We start from the raw sequence: 14,708 nt of genomic DNA, 5'->3' as shown, positions 1-14,708 counted from the left end.
CGCGGTCCACGACGCGGAGACGGCCCGCCCGGTCCCGTGCTCCCCTGCGGGCACGGGGCCGGGCGGGCCCCTGAGAGAAGCCACGCGTGCCTGCTCGCCCCTCAACGAACCGACACGCGGGCACTACACTTGATATCACTGTCAACTAGGTTGACACAATGGTCTCGGTGCGTCGATGTGGCGGGGGGAGCCGTGATGGTCGAGAGTGAGGACATGAGCTTCGCCGCGCGACTGCGCCAGGCTCGCCTGGAGGCAGGGCTCTCGCAGGCGGACCTGGGCGGTGACGAGTTCACGGTGAGCTATGTCTCCCACCTGGAGGCCGGCCGCCGGGAGCCGAGCGCTCGGGTCACGGCGACCTTCGAGCGGCGGTTGGACCTGCCCCGCGGCTACCTCGCCGGCGGCGACTGGGGGCGACCGCGGCACGAGGAGCATGCGACGGTCGTGTCTACCGCGGACCTCGCCGCCCTCGTGTCGGGGGTGACGCGGGCGCGGTCCACCTCCGACGACGCGGACGTCGCCGCGCTGGCACGTCAGACCGCCGACCTGGCGCTGCGGCAGGACCGCCCGGAGGTCTGGTGGGCGATGTCGCTCGCCGAGGTCCGGGCCCTGGTGAGCATGGGGGCGTATGCCGCAGCCGCCCGCACCGCCACCGCGCTGACCACCCACCCGTGGGTGCAGTCCCATCCCTCGCTCCTCGCGGAGGCCCACACCACCGCCAGCCGCACCCACCGGCGGGCCGTCGACCGCACCGCCGCCACCCACCACGCGCACGCGGCCCTGGCCGCCACCCAGGACCTCGGCGACCCGGGGCTGCGGGCCGAGGCCGTCATCGCGGCGCTCGCGACCCGCACCATGCCGGCCGACGGCCTGGTCGCCGAGCTGGAGACGCTGCACCACCGGCTGGGACCGTGCCACCTCGCCGGTCTGGTGGCCTGGACCATCGGCAACGAGGCCTTCAACGCCGGCGACACGGACGCCGGCCTGGCCTGGCACCGGCGCGCGTCCGAGCAGCTCAACCCCGACGTCGACCACCGCAACTGGGCGAGGTTCCTGTCGGCGACGGTGCTGCAGCGCGTGCGCCACCACGTCGACGAGGACCTGGTCGAGCTCTTCGCCGTCGGCCGCCAGCACCTCGCGCGGCTCGGCACCACCGAGGAGCTCGCCGACCTGGCCCGCACCGAGGCGCAGTGGCACGTCCAGAGCGATCGCGCCGAGCAGGCCGTGACCGTGCTCGACGACGCCTTCCGGCTGACCGACCTGACCGACCTCGCCGAGGGGCGGCTACGGCTGGCCCGGGCGGAGGCGCACGCCGCGGCCGGCCACCGCGACGAGGCGACGACGGATGCGCTGGCCGCGGCCCGCCAGCTCACCCTGGAGGGCGACGAGCCGGCAGCCCGCCAAGCGTGGCAGCTGCACGACGAGGTCACGCGCGCCTGAGGCCTACGCGAGGCGCTAGCGTGCAGGTCATGCGCCTCATCCTGCTGCGACACGGTCAGACCACGTCCAACGTCGACGGCCTCCTCGACACCGCGGTCCCCGGGGCCGACCTCACCGAGCGCGGCCACGAGCAGGCGGCCGCCGTCGTCGAGGCGCTCGCCGACCACCCGATCGACGCCATCTACGTCTCCGACCTGGTGCGGACCCACCAGACCGCGGCCCCGCTGGCGGCCGCCCTGTCCCTCGAGCCGACCGAGGTCGGGGGGCTGCGGGAGATCAGCGCCGGCGACGTCGAGATGCGCGGCGACCGGCTGGCCATCCGCACCTACCTCGACGTCCTCTTCGCCTGGGCCCGCGGCGAGCTCGACGCGGGGATGCCCGGCGCCGAGACCGGCCACGACGTCCTCGCGCGGTTCGACGCCGCCATCGAGCAGGTGGCCGCGTCGGGTGCCGAGTGCGCGGTCGTGGTGAGCCACGGCGCCGTCCTGCGGCTCTGGACGGCGATGCGCTGCGACAACCTCACCGGGGAGTTCCTCGCCGACCGCCTCATCAGCAACACCGGTGTGGTCATGCTCGACGGCCACCCGGAGCAGGGGTGGCGCTGCCTGCTGTGGGAGGACGAGCCCGTGGGCGGGGAGGAGCCGGGCGATGTCGCGGCCGACGGCCCCACCGCGTGAGCCGGAACACCGCGGGCCGGCGGCGCGTCATACGGGCATGACCATCACGCGCCCGACCGCCGCCGCTCTGGGCTCGGTCCTGCTGGCCCTCGCGCTCGCCGGCTGCGGGGGCACCGGCCCCGCTCAGCCCACGACCAGCTCACCCGGCACCGCCGCCGGCCAGAGTCCCGCCACCAGTGCCACCACCAGCCCGGGCGCGTCGCCGACCGGCCCGGCCCAGCCCACCACCCCTGGAGGCACCATGACCTCGCCCCTCGTCCCCAGCCACGACGTCAGCGACAGCGGCAAGCCCGCCCCCCTGCGCACGGTCACCGGCACCGTGAGCGCCGGGGTCGAGGCCGGGTGCCTGGTGCTCACGTCCGCCGACGGCCGGGAGGTGCTGCAGCCGCTCGGCGGGGGCCTCAAGGTGGGCGACCACGTGACCGTCGAGGGCCGTGACGCCCGGGGGGTCGCCACGACCTGTCAGCAGGGGATGCCCTTCCAGGTCACGCGCGTGGTCAGCCACGACGACTAGAGCACGACGACCAGTCCACGACGACCAGACCACGACGACCAGACGTGCTCGGCCCCCGATCCCCGGGCACCCGCACACGGTCGGGGCCGTCACCCGGTGAGGGTGACGGCCCCGACGGCGTCGTGGGGAGGGTCGGTCAGCTGCCGGAGACGGCGCCGGCCAGCCGATCGAGGGAGTCCTCCAGCTGCTCCTTGGAGACCAGCGGGAAGGACACCTTCTGCAGCAGCGCCTTGTCGGTGACCTTGCTCCAGTCGTAGGTGAGCGTGACCAGGGTGGAGTCGGCGCCCTGGGCCTCCAGCTCCCACAGCCACTCCCAGCCCTTGGGCTCGGTGCCGGCCGGCGCGGTCTGCCAGCCGACCATCTTGTGGTCGAGGTAGGCGGTGACGTGGTTGTCGGTCTGGTAGTCGCCGCCCATGTGGTCGCCGGTCATGTTCATCGTGAAGACCTGGCCGGTGCCGGTGATCCGGTCGGCCTTGGAGTCGCTGCGCACGAAGCCGGACCCGTCGATCTCGGCGTGCCGGGACGGCAGGGTCAGGCCGTCGAAGATGTCCTTGGCCGGGGCGTCGATGGTCCGCTGGACGGTGATCTTCTTGTCATCGGTCATGACGGACCCTTACCCATCGGGTAGTCGACATACGCGACGTGGCGCGAGTCGGGGGCCCAGCCGTTGACGTTGGTCGCTCCCTGGCCGCCGAAGACGTCGGCCAGCACCCGCACCGGCAGCTGCGGCCTGCCGAGGCGCGGGTCGGACAGGTCGATCAGCCGCAGCTGCGCCGGGAGGTTGGGCGGGTGCTGCTCGACGCCGGGCTCGTAGGCGAGCGAGAGCAGCCACCTCCCGTCGGGGGAGGGGTGGGGGAACCAGCTGACCCGCTCGTCGAAGGTGATCTGCTGCAGCTGCGTGCCGTCGGGCCGCATGCGGTAGATCTGCGAGTGCCCCGGGACCTGCGCCCGCAGCTCGCTGTTGAACCACAGCCAGGCGTCGTGCGGCTCCCCGGGGCCGCCCGGGCCGAGCTCGGGACCGTCGCAGGCCTCGGTGTCGGTCAGCACCGTCACCTCTCCCTCGGTCAGGAGCGCGACGTTGGTCCGTATGACGTCGCCGCTGCCCAGCCGGCCGGTGAGGACCGTCAGGGCGAGGGTGCGGCCATCGCCGCTCTGCCCGTGCAGGTAGTAGCGGACGGGCTCGGCTCCCGGGTCGGGTGTCACGCAGCGTGGTCGGCCCCCGTGCCACGGCACCCGGTAGACCCGGCCGTCCGCGGTGAGCAGGTGGCTGGCCCCGTCAGGGCTGACGAGGTGGTCGTTGTTGACCTGGGCGATGGGGTCGGTGTCGACCTCCCGCAGCGGCCCGGCGGCGCGCAGGTCGGGGGTCAGCTCGAGCACCCGCAGCCGGCCGGCAGCGTTGAGGACCAGGTGGCGTCCGTCGGGGGTGAAGGTGGGCGCCTCGAGCACGAGTTCCGTGCTCTCCAGCAGGATCTGGCGGGTGCCGGTGACGACGTCGTGCAGGCGGACGACGCTGCGCTGACCGGGGAGCAGCGGGCGCCCGAAGGCGGGTCTCGGCTGGCTCACGGGGACCTCCCTGGTGGGCCTCCGGGGGCGGTCCGGCGGCCGGATGGTGACGACTTGGACACGAGTTGATCACGCGGCGGTCGCTCGCGGCGTGCCACCGGCGGGGGCGTCTCACACTGGTACTGCCACATCGTTGGCGTCAATCCACAGGCCCGCTTCGTCACCGAGAGTGATGTCGGGCCGCGAGCGAATCCGGGGGGTTCACGGCATGCCTGCATCACTCTCAGAGGCCGACACGCTGCGTCGTCGGCGGCGCCGCCGGGTGACCGTGTTCGTCACCTTCCCGGCCGTCCTCATCGGGACCGCGGGCGTGGGCAGCGCCGCCGGCATGGGGTGGCTCGACCGCCCGCCGAAGGCCGTCTGCTCGCCGACCGTCGTCGCGGCGCCGGCCCGGACCGCCTTCGTCACCAACGTGCTCAACGCCAGCGGCAAGGACGGCGCGGCCGGTCCCATCCACAAGGAGCTGGGCAAGCGCGGCTTCCGCCTCGGGCAGCTGGGCAACGACCAGGCGCTGCGGGCGGTGACCCCCGCCGGGGAGATCCGCTACGGGCCGCGCGGGCTGGACCAGGCACTGCTCATCCAGCAGCAGGTGCCCGGTGCGCGCATGGTGGAGCTGCCGGACCGCTGGGACACCAGCGTCGACGTCGTGGTGGGCACCGACTTCTCGGGGCTGGCGCCGCGTCCGCCGCGGCCCCCGGCCCGGCCCTCCCAGGTGCTGCTCAACGTCTACAACACCACCTACTACGAGAACCTCGCCACCAACACCATGGCCGAGATGACGGCGCGCGGCTTCCGCCGCGGCGGGGTGTCCGCGGACCCGAAGAAGACCTGGGTCACCGACGTCGCGGTCATCCGCTACGGCGAGAACGGCGAGCTCAACGCCAAGCTCGTGCAGCAGCACGTCCCGGGCGCCACGCTGCAGCTGGACGACCGGACCGACGCCTCCGTCGACCTCCTGCTCGGGATGAAGTGGAAGGGGCTGACGCCGCGCGACCAGGTCCCGGTCGTGCCGCCGGAGCCGCCGAAGGTCGTGCCCACGGTGTCGCGCCCCTGCGGCGACTGACCCGTCCCGGGCCACCCGGGCCGCCGCGCCAGCGGCGCGCTCAGCCCTCGCGGCGTCGCAGCACCCGCACCGCGAGCACGACGATCGCGGCCACCACGAGCGCCAGCAGCAGGCCCAGGTCCCCGACCTGGGCCTGCCAGGTCTGGATGCGGGTCTGCCACGCCAGCTGGGTGCCGGTGTCGGTGAGGGCAGGCAGCGTGGTCGTGCCGTCGCTCAGCAGGAAGAGCAGGCCGATCCCGACGAACACCGCGCCGGTCAGCAGGCTGGTGGTGTGGGTGCGCAGCGGCCCGACGGTGATCGGCCGACCCCGCAGCCACCGCCGGTCGCGCAGCCCCGCGCGGTCCCACAGCAGGGCGAGCAGGGCGAGGGGGAGCGTCATGCCGGCCGCATAGGTGGCCATGAGCACCGCGCCGTATGCCGCCGACCCGCCCGCCAGCGAGATCGTCAGGATCGACCCCAGCAGCGGCCCGGAGCAGAAGCCGGACAGGCCGTAGACCGCGCCGAGCGCCACCACGGACAGGGCGGACCCGAGCCGCAACCGCCCCTTGGCGCGCTGCGCCGCCCCGAGCTCGAAGCCGCCACCCAGCGCCAGGACGACGCCGAGGGCGATGACCACCAGCCCGCCGACCCGCGTGGCGGTGGTGCGGTGGACCGTGAGCAGCGACCCCACGGCGCCGACCCCCGCGCCGAGCGGGGCGAGCACCAGCACGAGGCCCAGGTAGAACGCCGCGACCCGGCGCAGCAGCACCAGCGGCTGCTCGAAGGCCAGGGCGAAGAAGGAGGGGAGCAGCAGCGCCGAGCAGGGGCTCACCAGGGACAGCACCCCGCCGAGCAGTGCCCCGAGGAGCCCGACGTCACCCACGGGCGGGGCTCACCGCTGCGCTGCGGCGGCCGCCCGGTCGATGACCTGGACGAAGGCCTCCAGCGGCTGCGCGCCGACCACCGGGGTGCCGTTGATGACGAAGACCGGGGTGCTGGACGCACCGAGCTGCTGGGCCACCTGCGTCTCCGCGCTCACCGCCTCGGCGACGGCGCCGGAGGCCAGGTCGCGCTGGTAGCGCGGCAGGTCCGGGACCCCGGCCTCGCGGGCGAACCCGAGCAGCCTGTCGTCGGTGAGGTCGGGGTGGCCCGAGGTCGGGGACGCCCGGAAGAGCGCGTCGTGGAACTGCCAGAACCGCCCCTGCTGCGCGGCGGCGCGGGCGGCCTGCGCGGCCCGCTGCGACTTCTCCCCGAAGATCACCAGGTCGTGCCACTCGATCCGCAGGACCCCGCGGTCGACGTAGCGTCGCACCAGCTCGGGCTGGGTCTCGACCGCGAACTTCGCGCAGAAGGGGCAGGCGTAGTCGGCGTACTCCACCATCACGACCGGCGCGTCGACCCGGCCGAGGGCCATGGGGTCGCCGGGCTGCCGGCGGGCGGTGTCCTTGACCTTGCCTGGCGTGGCGGGAGTGCCGGTCGACGGCGCACCCGACGAGGGTGCGGTCGCCGTCGCGCCGGCGCCCGGCGCCGCGGCCGGCGGGCGCATCAGCAGCATCCCGATGATGACGACGGCCACCGCGAGCAGCACGGCGAGCACCGTGACCTCGCGGCTGCGCGTGGACGCGCTGGACATGTCTGGAGCCTCCCCGGTCGATGGCAGTCCACAGGATAGGCGGTGGCGCCGACAGGCCCTCGGCCGGCCCGCACCGGCGCGCGGGTCGGGCGCACGGCGGGCAGTGGCGCCCGTCATACCGGCATGTCGGTCCTCGCTGCTAGCGTCCGCGTCATGCGCAGCGCCAAGGACTTCTTCGCCCCCCTCGCCGTGGGTGCCCCGGCCCCCCTGCGGGAGATCCCGGCCCGACCGTCGCGGGCGATCCACTTCTTCGACCCGAGCAACGCCAAGATGGCGGCCAAGGTCCCGGCCATGGTCGGCCAGGTCGACGTCCTCCTCGGCAACCTCGAGGACGCCATCAAGGCGGACAACAAGGAGGCCGCCCGCCAGGGACTGGTCGACATCGCCCGGGCGACCGACTTCGGGCCCACCCAGCTGTGGACGCGGCTCAACGCCCTCGACTCGCCCTGGTTCCTCGACGACGTGACGACGCTGGTCACCGAGATCGGGCATCAGCTCGACGTCGTGATGATCCCCAAGGTGCAGGGCGCCGAGGACATCCACTACGTCGACCGGCTCCTCGCCCAGCTCGAGGCCAAGGCCGGGCTGCAGCGCCCGATCCTCGTCCACGCGATCCTCGAGACCGCCCGCGGCATGGGCAACGTCGAGGAGATCGCCGGCGCCTCCCCGCGCATGCAGGGCATCTCCCTCGGCCCCGCCGACCTGGCCGCCGACCGCCGCATGAAGACCACCCGCGTCGGGGGCGGCCACCCCGGTTACCTCGTGCGGCAGGACCCGCCCCGCGGCGCCGACGGCACCTCGCAGATCGACGCCGACCGCTCGACCTACCAGCAGGACCTGTGGCACTACACGATCGCGCGCATGGTCGACGCGTGCGCGATGCACGGCATCTACGCCTACTACGGGCCGTTCGGGGACATCACCGACGTCGTGGCCTGCGAGGACCAGTTCCGCAACGCCTTCCTGCTCGGGTGCGTGGGCACCTGGACCCTGCACCCCAAGCAGATCGACATCGCCAAGCGCGTCTTCAGCCCGTCCGTCGAGGACATCGCCCACGCCTACCAGGTCAAGGAGGCCATGGGCGATGGCACCGGCGCGGTGATGGTCGACGGCAAGATGGAGGACGACGCGTCGCTCAAGCAGTGCCTGGTCCTGGTCGAGCTGGCCGAGCAGCTCGCCGCAATCGACCCCGATCTCCGGAGCGCGTATGCCGACGCCCGCGCCGCCTCGACGAGCGGGGAGTGAGCGACGATGTCTGACACCACCTTCCGCCCCCGCCGCTCGGTCCTCTACATGCCCTCGTCCAACGCCCGCGCGCTAGAGAAGGCCAGGACGATCCGGTGCGACGCGCTGATCCTCGACCTCGAGGACGCCGTCGCGCCCGACGCCAAGGGGGCGGCACGCGAGGCCGCGTGCGCCGCGGTGCGGTCGGGGGACTACGGCCGTCGCGAGCTGACGATCCGGATCAACGGCATCGGCACGCCCTGGCACGACGAGGACCTGCGCGCCGCTGCCGCGGCCGGGCCCGACGCGATCGTGGTGCCCAAGGTCGGCTCGGCCGACGAGGTGCGCACGCTCGTGGCCGCGATGGAGGCAGCCGGTGCGCCCGAGCGGACCACCCTGTGGGCCATGGTCGAGACCCCGGGCGCGATGCTGCGCGTCGAGGAGATCGCCTCCGCGTCCGAGCGGCTCAGCGTGCTCGTGATGGGGACCAACGACCTGGTCAAGGAGCTGTATGCCGAGCACGTGCCCGGCCGCCAGCCGCTCCTCGCCGGGCTCGGGCTGGCCCTGCTGGGCGCCCGCGCGGCCGGCAAGGCGATCCTCGACGGCGTCTACAACGACGTGAAGGACACCGACGGCTTCCTCGCCGAGTGCACCCAGGGCCGGCAGCTGGGCTTCGACGGCAAGACGCTGATCCACCCGGGTCAGGTCGCGGGGGCCAACGAGGCCTTCGCCCCCTCCGAGCAGGCCGTCGAGGACGCCCGCGGCATCCTACGGGCCTGGGAGGACGGCCAGGGCTCCGGCGTCGTGACCTACAACGGCAAGATGATCGAGAACCTCCACGTCGAGTCCGCCCAGCGCGTCCTGACGATGCACGAGGCCATCACCGCTCTGGAGGCCGACGCCACCTAGCGCGGAGGCGCCGCGGAGGTGCCGCGGGGGGCAGCCCGTGACAGGGTGTCCGCATGGCCATGTTCGAGCAGCTCGACCTGCCCATGCCCGACGGGGTGTGCGACGCATATCTCGCCCGCCCCGCCGAGGACGGACCGCACCCGCCGGTGCTGATGATCATGGACGCCATCGGGCTGCGCCCCCGCCTCCGCGAGATGGCGGAGCGCCTGGCCGACGACGGCTACCTGGTGCTCGCGCCCAACGTCTACTACCGGGCCGGCCGGCAACCCCTGTTCGACATACGGCTGCTGTCTCCGGGGCGCGAGCAGGAGCGGCGCGCGGTCATCGACCGGCTGCTGACGAGCCTGACGCCCGACCTCTGGCGGGTGGACGGGCCGGCCTACCTGACGCAGCTGTCGGAGCTGCCGGGTGCGACGGAGGAGGACGTCCGGGTGGTCGGCTACTGCATGGGCGGCGGGCTCGGGCTGCGTCTGGCCGCGCAGTGCCCGGACGACGTCGCGGTGGTGTGCGGCTTCCACGCGGGGCGGCTCGTGACCGACCGGCCGGACAGCCCGCACCTGCTGCTGCCCGACGTCGAGGCGAGGCTGTACTTCGGGTTCGCCGACGAGGACGCGTCCATGACCCGGGACGACATCGAGCGGCTGCGGCTGGCCGCGGAGGAGGCGGACTGCGACTACGAGGGCGAGATCTACCCCGCGGCGCACGGGTTCACGATGAGCGACCTCCCGGCCTACGACGAGGGCGCCACCGCGCGGCACTGGGAGGCGCTGCTGCAGGTCTTCGACGAGGCCTGACCCCGGGTCGGCCTAGGGGCGGAAGACCTTGCCGGGGTTCATGATCCCGTGCGGGTCCAGCGCCGACTTGATCGCCCGGTGCAGCTCCACGACCGGCTCGCCCAGCTCGGCGTGCAGCCCGTCCCGCTTGAGGGTCCCCACGCCGTGCTCGCCGGAGATGGTGCCGCCGAGCTCGAGGCAGGCCGCGATGATCTCCCCGAAGGCGTGGTGCGCCCGGTCGAGCTGCTCGGTGTTGCCGGGCTCGGTCACGAGCAGCGGGTGCAGGTTGCCGTCGCCGGCGTGGGCGGCGTTGGCGATCGTGGTGCCGTGGCGGCGGCCGATCTCCTGGATGCGCTCCAGCATCGGCACGACCTGGTCCTTGGGCACGCACACGTCCTCGGTGAGGATCGTGCCGAGCCGCTCGGCGGCGGGGTAGGCGAGCCGGCGCGCGGCGAAGAGCAGCTCGCCCTCCTCCTCGTCCTCGGCCACTGCGGCGTCGACCGCCCCGGCGGCCCGGAACACCTCGGCCATCGCCTCCGCCTCCGCGTCGCCGCACTCGCCGGGGGTGTCGATGCGGCCGAGGAGCATGGTGTCGGCCTCGGTCGTCAACCCCATGTGCTTCCAGTCGTCGACGGCCTGGAGCAGGGTGCGGTCCATGAGCTCCAGCAGCGACGGCGTCAGCCCCGCCTCGGCCACGGCGGTGACGGCGCGTCCGGCGGACAGCAGGTCGGGGAAGAACCCGGCCACCGTCCGCTCCGGCTCGCGCGCAGGCCGCAGCCGCACGGTGACCTCGGTGATGATGCCGAGCGTGCCCTCCGAGCCGGTCAGCAGCCCGACCAGGTCGTAGCCCACGACGCCCTTGGCGGTGCGCCGGCCCACGCGGACGACCTCCCCGGTGCCGGTCACCACCTCGAGCGCGAGCACGTAGTCGCGGGTGACGCCATACTTGACGCAGCACATGCCACCGGCATTGGTGGCGACGTTGCCGCCGATGGTGGACCAGGGGGCGCTGCCCGGGTCCGGGGGATACCAGAGGCCGTGCTCGGCCGCGGCGGCGCGCAGCTGGTCGTTGATGACGCCGGGCTGGACCACGGCGAGCCGGTCCAGGGTGTTGACCTCCAGGACCTGGTCCATGCGCTCCAGGCTGAGCACGACCCAGCCGGCCTCGGCGTTGGCGGCGCCGGAGAGCCCGGTCCCGGCGCCACGCGCGACGATCGGGGTGCCGTGCTGCAGGCACGCGCGGACGGTCGCCTGCACCTCGTCGGTCGAGCGGGCGCGCACCACGGCCGACGGCGCGCCCCACGCGCCCCACTCGGCCTGGTCGCGCGCGTAGGCGACCATCGCGTCCGGGTCGGTCATCACCCTGTCGACGGGCAGGGAGGCGAGGAGATCAGCAACGATGGTGGTCACGGTCCCCCTTAGGGTAGTCGGCGCACCAGCGCGGTCGGGCACGTATGCCGAGACCGACCGTGGCCCACCTCCCCGCCCCGAGCGGACGCGCCGTCTCGGGGCGGTGACGGCCGTGGTCAGCGTGCGAGCGCCGCTGCCGCGCGCACGATGTGGTCGGCGTCGATGCCGTGCAGGGCGTAGGCGCCCTCCACGCTGGAGGACTGCCCGAAGTCCGTCACCCCGAGGTTGCGGGTGCGGTCGCCGCGCACGCCGGCCAGGAAGGCGAGGGTGTGCGGGTGCCCGTCGAGCGCCGTCACCAGGGGTGCGGGGCGGTCGCGGGGGAGCAGGACGTCGAGGATCGCGGCGTTGCCGCCCGTCACGTCGTCGCGGGCCTGGGCGGCGGCGAAGACGAGGTCGGGGCTGGTCAGGCAGACGACGCCGGCGGCGATGCCCGCGGCCTCGAGCCGGTCGGCCGCCTCGAGCACCTCCGTCATCATGGCGCCGACCCCGACGAGGGTGACGGCCTCGCCGTGCGGGCTGCGCAGGCGGTAGCCGCCGGCGACGGCGTGTCGGCGGCGCAGCTCGCGCAGCGCCGGGTCCTGCGGCAGGGCCGCGAGCGACTGTTCGACGGGTCGGGTCGAGAGCCGGAAGTAGGCCGATCGCCCGTCGGGGCATCCGATCCGGGACATGGCCCGCAGCAGGCACCACTCGAGGTCCTGCGCGAAGGCCGGCTCCCAGGCCGTGACGCCGGGCTGCTCCAGGCCGATCGACGGGGTCGTGATCGATTGGTGTGCCCCACCCTCCGGGGCGAGGGTGACGCCCGAGGGAGTGCCGACGAGGATCGACTGACCGCCTGCGTAGACGCCGAACGCCCAGGGCTCGAGCGCGCGCCCGACGAAGGGGTCGTAGAGGGTGGCGATCGGGATGAGCGGCTGCCCCCAGCGGCTCCACGTCGCCCCGAGCTCGGCGGCCAGCCCGACCAGGTTGGTCTCGGCGATGCCCAGCTCGATGTGCTGCCCGCGGGACCCCTCGGTCCAGCGCAGGACGCGCTCGGCGTCGTCGGCGAACCAGTCGTGCCGCTCGCCGACCGACCAGACGCCGGTCTTGTTGATCCACCCGCCGAGGTTGGTGGAGGACGCGACGTCGGGGCTCACGGTGACCACGCGCCGCGCGACCTCCGGGGCGGCTCGGGTCAGGTCGGACAGGACCCGCCCGAAGGCCGCCTGCGTGGACGTGACCGCCTTGTGCCCCCAGGGCAGCTCGTCGGGCACGCCGGTGATCGGGTGCTGCTCGGGCTCGTCCCGACGCAGCCGCGCGGCGGTGGTGGCCACGAGGGCGCCGGCGGCCGAGGTCGGCTCGAAGCGCTGCCAGGGCGCGTCGAGGGACATGCCCGAGAGGTCGGCGAGCTCGCGCAGCTGCTGCTCGGTGAGCTGCGCCGCGTGGTTGTTGGGGTGTCCCTCGGTGGCGAGGCCGCGCCCCTTGACGGTGTAGGCGAAGATCACCGTCGGTCGGGTGTCGTCGATCTGCTCGTAGGTGTCGAGCAGCAGGCGGAGGTCGTGGCCGCCGAGGTCGCGCACGGCCGTGGCCAGCTCCACGGCGGGCAGCGAGGCGAGCAGCTCCCGCAGCTCCGCGCTCGGCGCCGCGCCGAGGACCCGGTCGTGCAGCTCGTCGGGGTGGCTGCGCAGCAGCCGCTGGTACTCCTCGTTGGGCATCTCATCCATGCGGCGCCGCAGGTCCGCCCCACCCGGCCGGTCGAAGAGGGCCGAGGTGTGGTGTCCCCCCTTGCACGTCAGCACCTGCCAGTCGGCGGCGGCGAACATGCCGACCAGTCGCTCGATCTGCACGTCCGGGATGACCCGGTCCAGCGACTGTCGGTTGAGGTCGACGATCCACAGCAGCTCGCCGAGGGAACGCGCCCCGGGGTCGGTGATCGCCTCCCAGATCGCGCCCTCGTCCAGCTCGGCGTCGCCGAGCAGGCTGATGAATCGGCCGGCCCGCGGCGTCGACGGCAGCTGGTCGCGCAGGTAGCGATGGCTCATTGCGGCCCACAGCGGTGCCGTCGCACCGATGCCCACGGACCCGGTCGAGAAGTCGACGCGGTCGGGGTCCTTGGTCCGGCTCGGGTAGCTTTGCAGCCCGCCCTTGTCCCGCAGCCGGGTCAGGTAGGACTCGTCGAGGTCGCCGAGCAGGTAGTTGATGGCGTGCAGCACCGGCGAGGCGTGCGGCTTGACCGACACCCGGTCCTGCGCCGTGAGCTCGGAGAACCACAGCGAGGTCATGATCCCGGCCATCGAGGCGCTGGACGCCTGGTGACCGCCGACCTTGACCCCGGACAGGTTGGGGCGGCCGCGGTTGGCGGCGTCGATCATGGCGGTGGCGAGCCAGAACACCCGCTGGGCGATGGTGTCGAGGGTGGTCTCGTCGGCGGTGGCTCCGGCCGAGAGCGGCCGACCGTTGACGGTCGGCTCGGTCTCGGGGGCGCAGGACCGGGTGGGGTCGGCGTCCAGCATCGGTCAGGGCACCACCGCGGTGTAGGCGTTCAGCGCCATCTGCCCGCCGAGGTGGGCGTAGAGGACGTCGCTGTCGGCGGGGATCGTCCTGGAGGAGACGAGGTCGATCAGGCCGGCCATCGACTTGCCCTCGTAGACGGGGTCGATGATGACGCCCTCCATCCGGCCGGTGAGCCGGATCGCCTCGATCGTGGACTCCACGGGGATGCCGTACTCGTCGCCGGCCCAGCCCTCGAGGACGGTGATCTCGTCGTCACGCAGGCCCCGCTCCAGGCCGATGAGGCCGGCGGTGTGGCGGGCGATGCGGCCGACCTGGTCGCGGGTCTTGTCACGGGTCGCCGAGGCGTCGATGCCGAGGATGCGGCGGGGACGGCCGCCAGCGGCCTCCAGCTCGGCGAAGCCGGCGATCATGCCCGCGTGGGTCGAGCCCGTGACCGTGCACACGACGATGGTGTCGAAGAAGACGCCGAGCTCCGCCTCCTGTGCCGCGACCTCGTGCGCCCAGCCCGCGAAGCCGAGCCCGCCCAGGTGGTGCTCCGAGGCGCCCGCGGGGATGGCGTAGGGCTTGCCGCCGCGGTCCTCGACCTCCCTGATGGCGTCCTCCCAGCTGCTGCGGATGCCGATGTCGAAGCCGTGCGGGTCGATGCGGACGTCCGCGCCCATGATCCGCGAGAGCTGGATGTTGCCGACGCGGTCGTTGAGGGGGTCCGGCCAGTTGACCCAGGTCTCCTGCACGAGGAGCGCCTTGAGACCGAGGTGCGCGGCGACGGCGGCGACCTGACGCGTGTGGTTGCTCTGGTATCCGCCGATGGAGACGAGGGTGTCAGCGCCGGTCGCGAGCACGTCGGGGACGATGTACTCCAGCTTGCGCGTCTTGTTGCCGCCGAAGGCGAGCCCGGAGCTGACGTCCTCGCGCTTGGCCCAGACGCGGGCCCCTCCGAGGTGCTTGCTCAGACGGTCCAGCGGGTGGATGGGGCTGGGGCCGAAGGTCAACGGGTAGCGGGCGAAGTCTGCGATGCCCATGGTGGAGCTCCTTT

14 protein-coding genes are annotated in these 14,708 nt (G+C 73.5%); 7 read left to right on the top strand and 7 right to left on the bottom strand.

What is annotated here, in order from left to right:
* Positions 1 to 213: 213 nt before the first annotated feature.
* From ADJ73_RS02440 to ADJ73_RS02430, 3 genes are read left to right on the top strand one after another with little or no spacing between them, the layout of a single operon-like run.
* Positions 214 to 1,437, top strand: a complete 1,224-nt coding sequence (locus ADJ73_RS02440; RefSeq protein ID WP_172669689.1) for a helix-turn-helix domain-containing protein — start codon at positions 214 to 216, stop codon at positions 1,435 to 1,437.
* 29 nt (positions 1,438 to 1,466) lie between these two features.
* On the top strand, positions 1,467 to 2,114 hold the full coding sequence (locus tag ADJ73_RS02435; RefSeq protein WP_050349205.1) for a histidine phosphatase family protein: 648 nt from the start codon (positions 1,467 to 1,469) through the stop codon (positions 2,112 to 2,114).
* Positions 2,115 to 2,151: 37 nt separating this feature from the next.
* Complete coding sequence (locus ADJ73_RS02430) at positions 2,152 to 2,628, top strand: hypothetical protein (protein ID WP_050346947.1); 477 nt, start codon at positions 2,152 to 2,154, stop codon at positions 2,626 to 2,628.
* 136 nt (positions 2,629 to 2,764) lie between these two features.
* On the opposite strand, the gene ADJ73_RS02425 is transcribed toward ADJ73_RS02430, so the two are convergent.
* Together ADJ73_RS02425 and ADJ73_RS02420 are read right to left on the bottom strand one after the other, a co-directional pair.
* Positions 2,765 to 3,232: an SRPBCC family protein gene (locus ADJ73_RS02425; RefSeq protein ID WP_050346946.1), complete on the bottom strand. Its 468-nt coding sequence runs from the start codon at positions 3,230 to 3,232 to the stop codon at positions 2,765 to 2,767.
* Positions 3,229 to 4,191: a hypothetical protein gene (locus ADJ73_RS02420; protein ID WP_082176682.1), complete on the bottom strand. Its 963-nt coding sequence runs from the start codon at positions 4,189 to 4,191 to the stop codon at positions 3,229 to 3,231. Before ADJ73_RS02420 ends, ADJ73_RS02425 begins: the two co-directional genes overlap by 4 nt.
* Before the next feature lie 208 nt (positions 4,192 to 4,399).
* On the opposite strand from ADJ73_RS02420, the gene ADJ73_RS02415 reads away from it, so the two are divergent.
* Entirely contained in the window at positions 4,400 to 5,254 is an 855-nt protein-coding gene (locus ADJ73_RS02415; protein ID WP_172669688.1) for a LytR C-terminal domain-containing protein, read from the top strand.
* A 40-nt stretch (positions 5,255 to 5,294) separates the two neighbouring features.
* On the opposite strand, the gene ADJ73_RS02410 is transcribed toward ADJ73_RS02415, so the two are convergent.
* A complete protein-coding gene (locus ADJ73_RS02410) occupies positions 5,295 to 6,116 on the bottom strand; it encodes a cytochrome c biogenesis CcdA family protein (protein WP_050346944.1) in 822 nt (273 codons plus the stop codon).
* A 9-nt stretch (positions 6,117 to 6,125) separates the two neighbouring features.
* Complete coding sequence (locus tag ADJ73_RS02405) at positions 6,126 to 6,866, bottom strand: DsbA family protein (protein ID WP_050346943.1); 741 nt, start codon at positions 6,864 to 6,866, stop codon at positions 6,126 to 6,128.
* A gap of 153 nt (positions 6,867 to 7,019) precedes the next feature.
* On the opposite strand from ADJ73_RS02405, the gene ADJ73_RS02400 reads away from it, so the two are divergent.
* From ADJ73_RS02400 to ADJ73_RS02390, 3 genes are read left to right on the top strand one after another with little or no spacing between them, the layout of a single operon-like run.
* Positions 7,020 to 8,111, top strand: coding sequence for an HpcH/HpaI aldolase/citrate lyase family protein (locus ADJ73_RS02400; RefSeq protein WP_050346942.1), 1,092 nt, complete (start codon positions 7,020 to 7,022; stop codon positions 8,109 to 8,111).
* Between the two features lie 6 nt (positions 8,112 to 8,117).
* Positions 8,118 to 8,999 carry an HpcH/HpaI aldolase/citrate lyase family protein gene (locus ADJ73_RS02395; RefSeq protein ID WP_050346941.1) on the top strand — a complete coding sequence of 294 codons (882 nt, stop codon included), beginning with the start codon at positions 8,118 to 8,120 and terminating at the stop codon, positions 8,997 to 8,999.
* Positions 9,000 to 9,052: 53 nt separating this feature from the next.
* Positions 9,053 to 9,793, top strand: a complete 741-nt coding sequence (locus ADJ73_RS02390) for a dienelactone hydrolase family protein (RefSeq protein ID WP_050346940.1) — start codon at positions 9,053 to 9,055, stop codon at positions 9,791 to 9,793.
* Between the two features lie 12 nt (positions 9,794 to 9,805).
* Here the strand turns inward: ADJ73_RS02390 and ADJ73_RS02385 are convergent, their stop codons facing one another.
* From ADJ73_RS02385 to ADJ73_RS02375, 3 genes are all read right to left on the bottom strand, one after another.
* Positions 9,806 to 11,182, bottom strand: coding sequence for an FAD-binding oxidoreductase (locus ADJ73_RS02385; protein WP_216593662.1), 1,377 nt, complete (start codon positions 11,180 to 11,182; stop codon positions 9,806 to 9,808).
* A 116-nt stretch (positions 11,183 to 11,298) separates the two neighbouring features.
* A complete protein-coding gene (locus ADJ73_RS02380; protein WP_050346938.1) occupies positions 11,299 to 13,671 on the bottom strand; it encodes a transketolase-like TK C-terminal-containing protein in 2,373 nt (790 codons plus the stop codon).
* A gap of 3 nt (positions 13,672 to 13,674) precedes the next feature.
* Positions 13,675 to 14,694 carry a 1-aminocyclopropane-1-carboxylate deaminase gene (locus ADJ73_RS02375; protein ID WP_050346937.1) on the bottom strand — a complete coding sequence of 340 codons (1,020 nt, stop codon included), beginning with the start codon at positions 14,692 to 14,694 and terminating at the stop codon, positions 13,675 to 13,677.
* Between the last annotated feature and the right edge of the window lie 14 nt (positions 14,695 to 14,708).

This window comes from Arsenicicoccus sp. oral taxon 190 (assembly GCF_001189535.1).
In the GTDB taxonomy this organism is placed as follows: domain Bacteria; phylum Actinomycetota; class Actinomycetes; order Actinomycetales; family Dermatophilaceae; genus Arsenicicoccus.
Note: the sequence above shows the minus strand (reverse complement) of the source record. Positions and strands in the feature narration are given on the sequence as shown.

What these genes read in the sequence shown, in the direction of transcription:
- ADJ73_RS02440 (WP_172669689.1), top strand. Translation starts at nt 214, where the DNA reads ATGAGCTTCGCCGCGCGACTGCGCCAGGCTCGCCTGGAGGCAGGGCTC.
- ADJ73_RS02435 (WP_050349205.1), top strand. Translation starts at nt 1,467, where the DNA reads ATGCGCCTCATCCTGCTGCGACACGGTCAGACCACGTCCAACGTCGAC.
- ADJ73_RS02430 (WP_050346947.1), top strand. Translation starts at nt 2,152, where the DNA reads ATGACCATCACGCGCCCGACCGCCGCCGCTCTGGGCTCGGTCCTGCTG.
- ADJ73_RS02425 (WP_050346946.1), bottom strand. Translation starts at nt 3,232, where the DNA reads ATGACCGATGACAAGAAGATCACCGTCCAGCGGACCATCGACGCCCCG.
- ADJ73_RS02415 (WP_172669688.1), top strand. Translation starts at nt 4,400, where the DNA reads ATGCCTGCATCACTCTCAGAGGCCGACACGCTGCGTCGTCGGCGGCGC.
- ADJ73_RS02405 (WP_050346943.1), bottom strand. Translation starts at nt 6,866, where the DNA reads ATGTCCAGCGCGTCCACGCGCAGCCGCGAGGTCACGGTGCTCGCCGTG.
- ADJ73_RS02400 (WP_050346942.1), top strand. Translation starts at nt 7,020, where the DNA reads ATGCGCAGCGCCAAGGACTTCTTCGCCCCCCTCGCCGTGGGTGCCCCG.
- ADJ73_RS02395 (WP_050346941.1), top strand. Translation starts at nt 8,118, where the DNA reads ATGTCTGACACCACCTTCCGCCCCCGCCGCTCGGTCCTCTACATGCCC.
- ADJ73_RS02390 (WP_050346940.1), top strand. Translation starts at nt 9,053, where the DNA reads ATGGCCATGTTCGAGCAGCTCGACCTGCCCATGCCCGACGGGGTGTGC.
- ADJ73_RS02380 (WP_050346938.1), bottom strand. Translation starts at nt 13,671, where the DNA reads ATGCTGGACGCCGACCCCACCCGGTCCTGCGCCCCCGAGACCGAGCCG.
- ADJ73_RS02375 (WP_050346937.1), bottom strand. Translation starts at nt 14,694, where the DNA reads ATGGGCATCGCAGACTTCGCCCGCTACCCGTTGACCTTCGGCCCCAGC.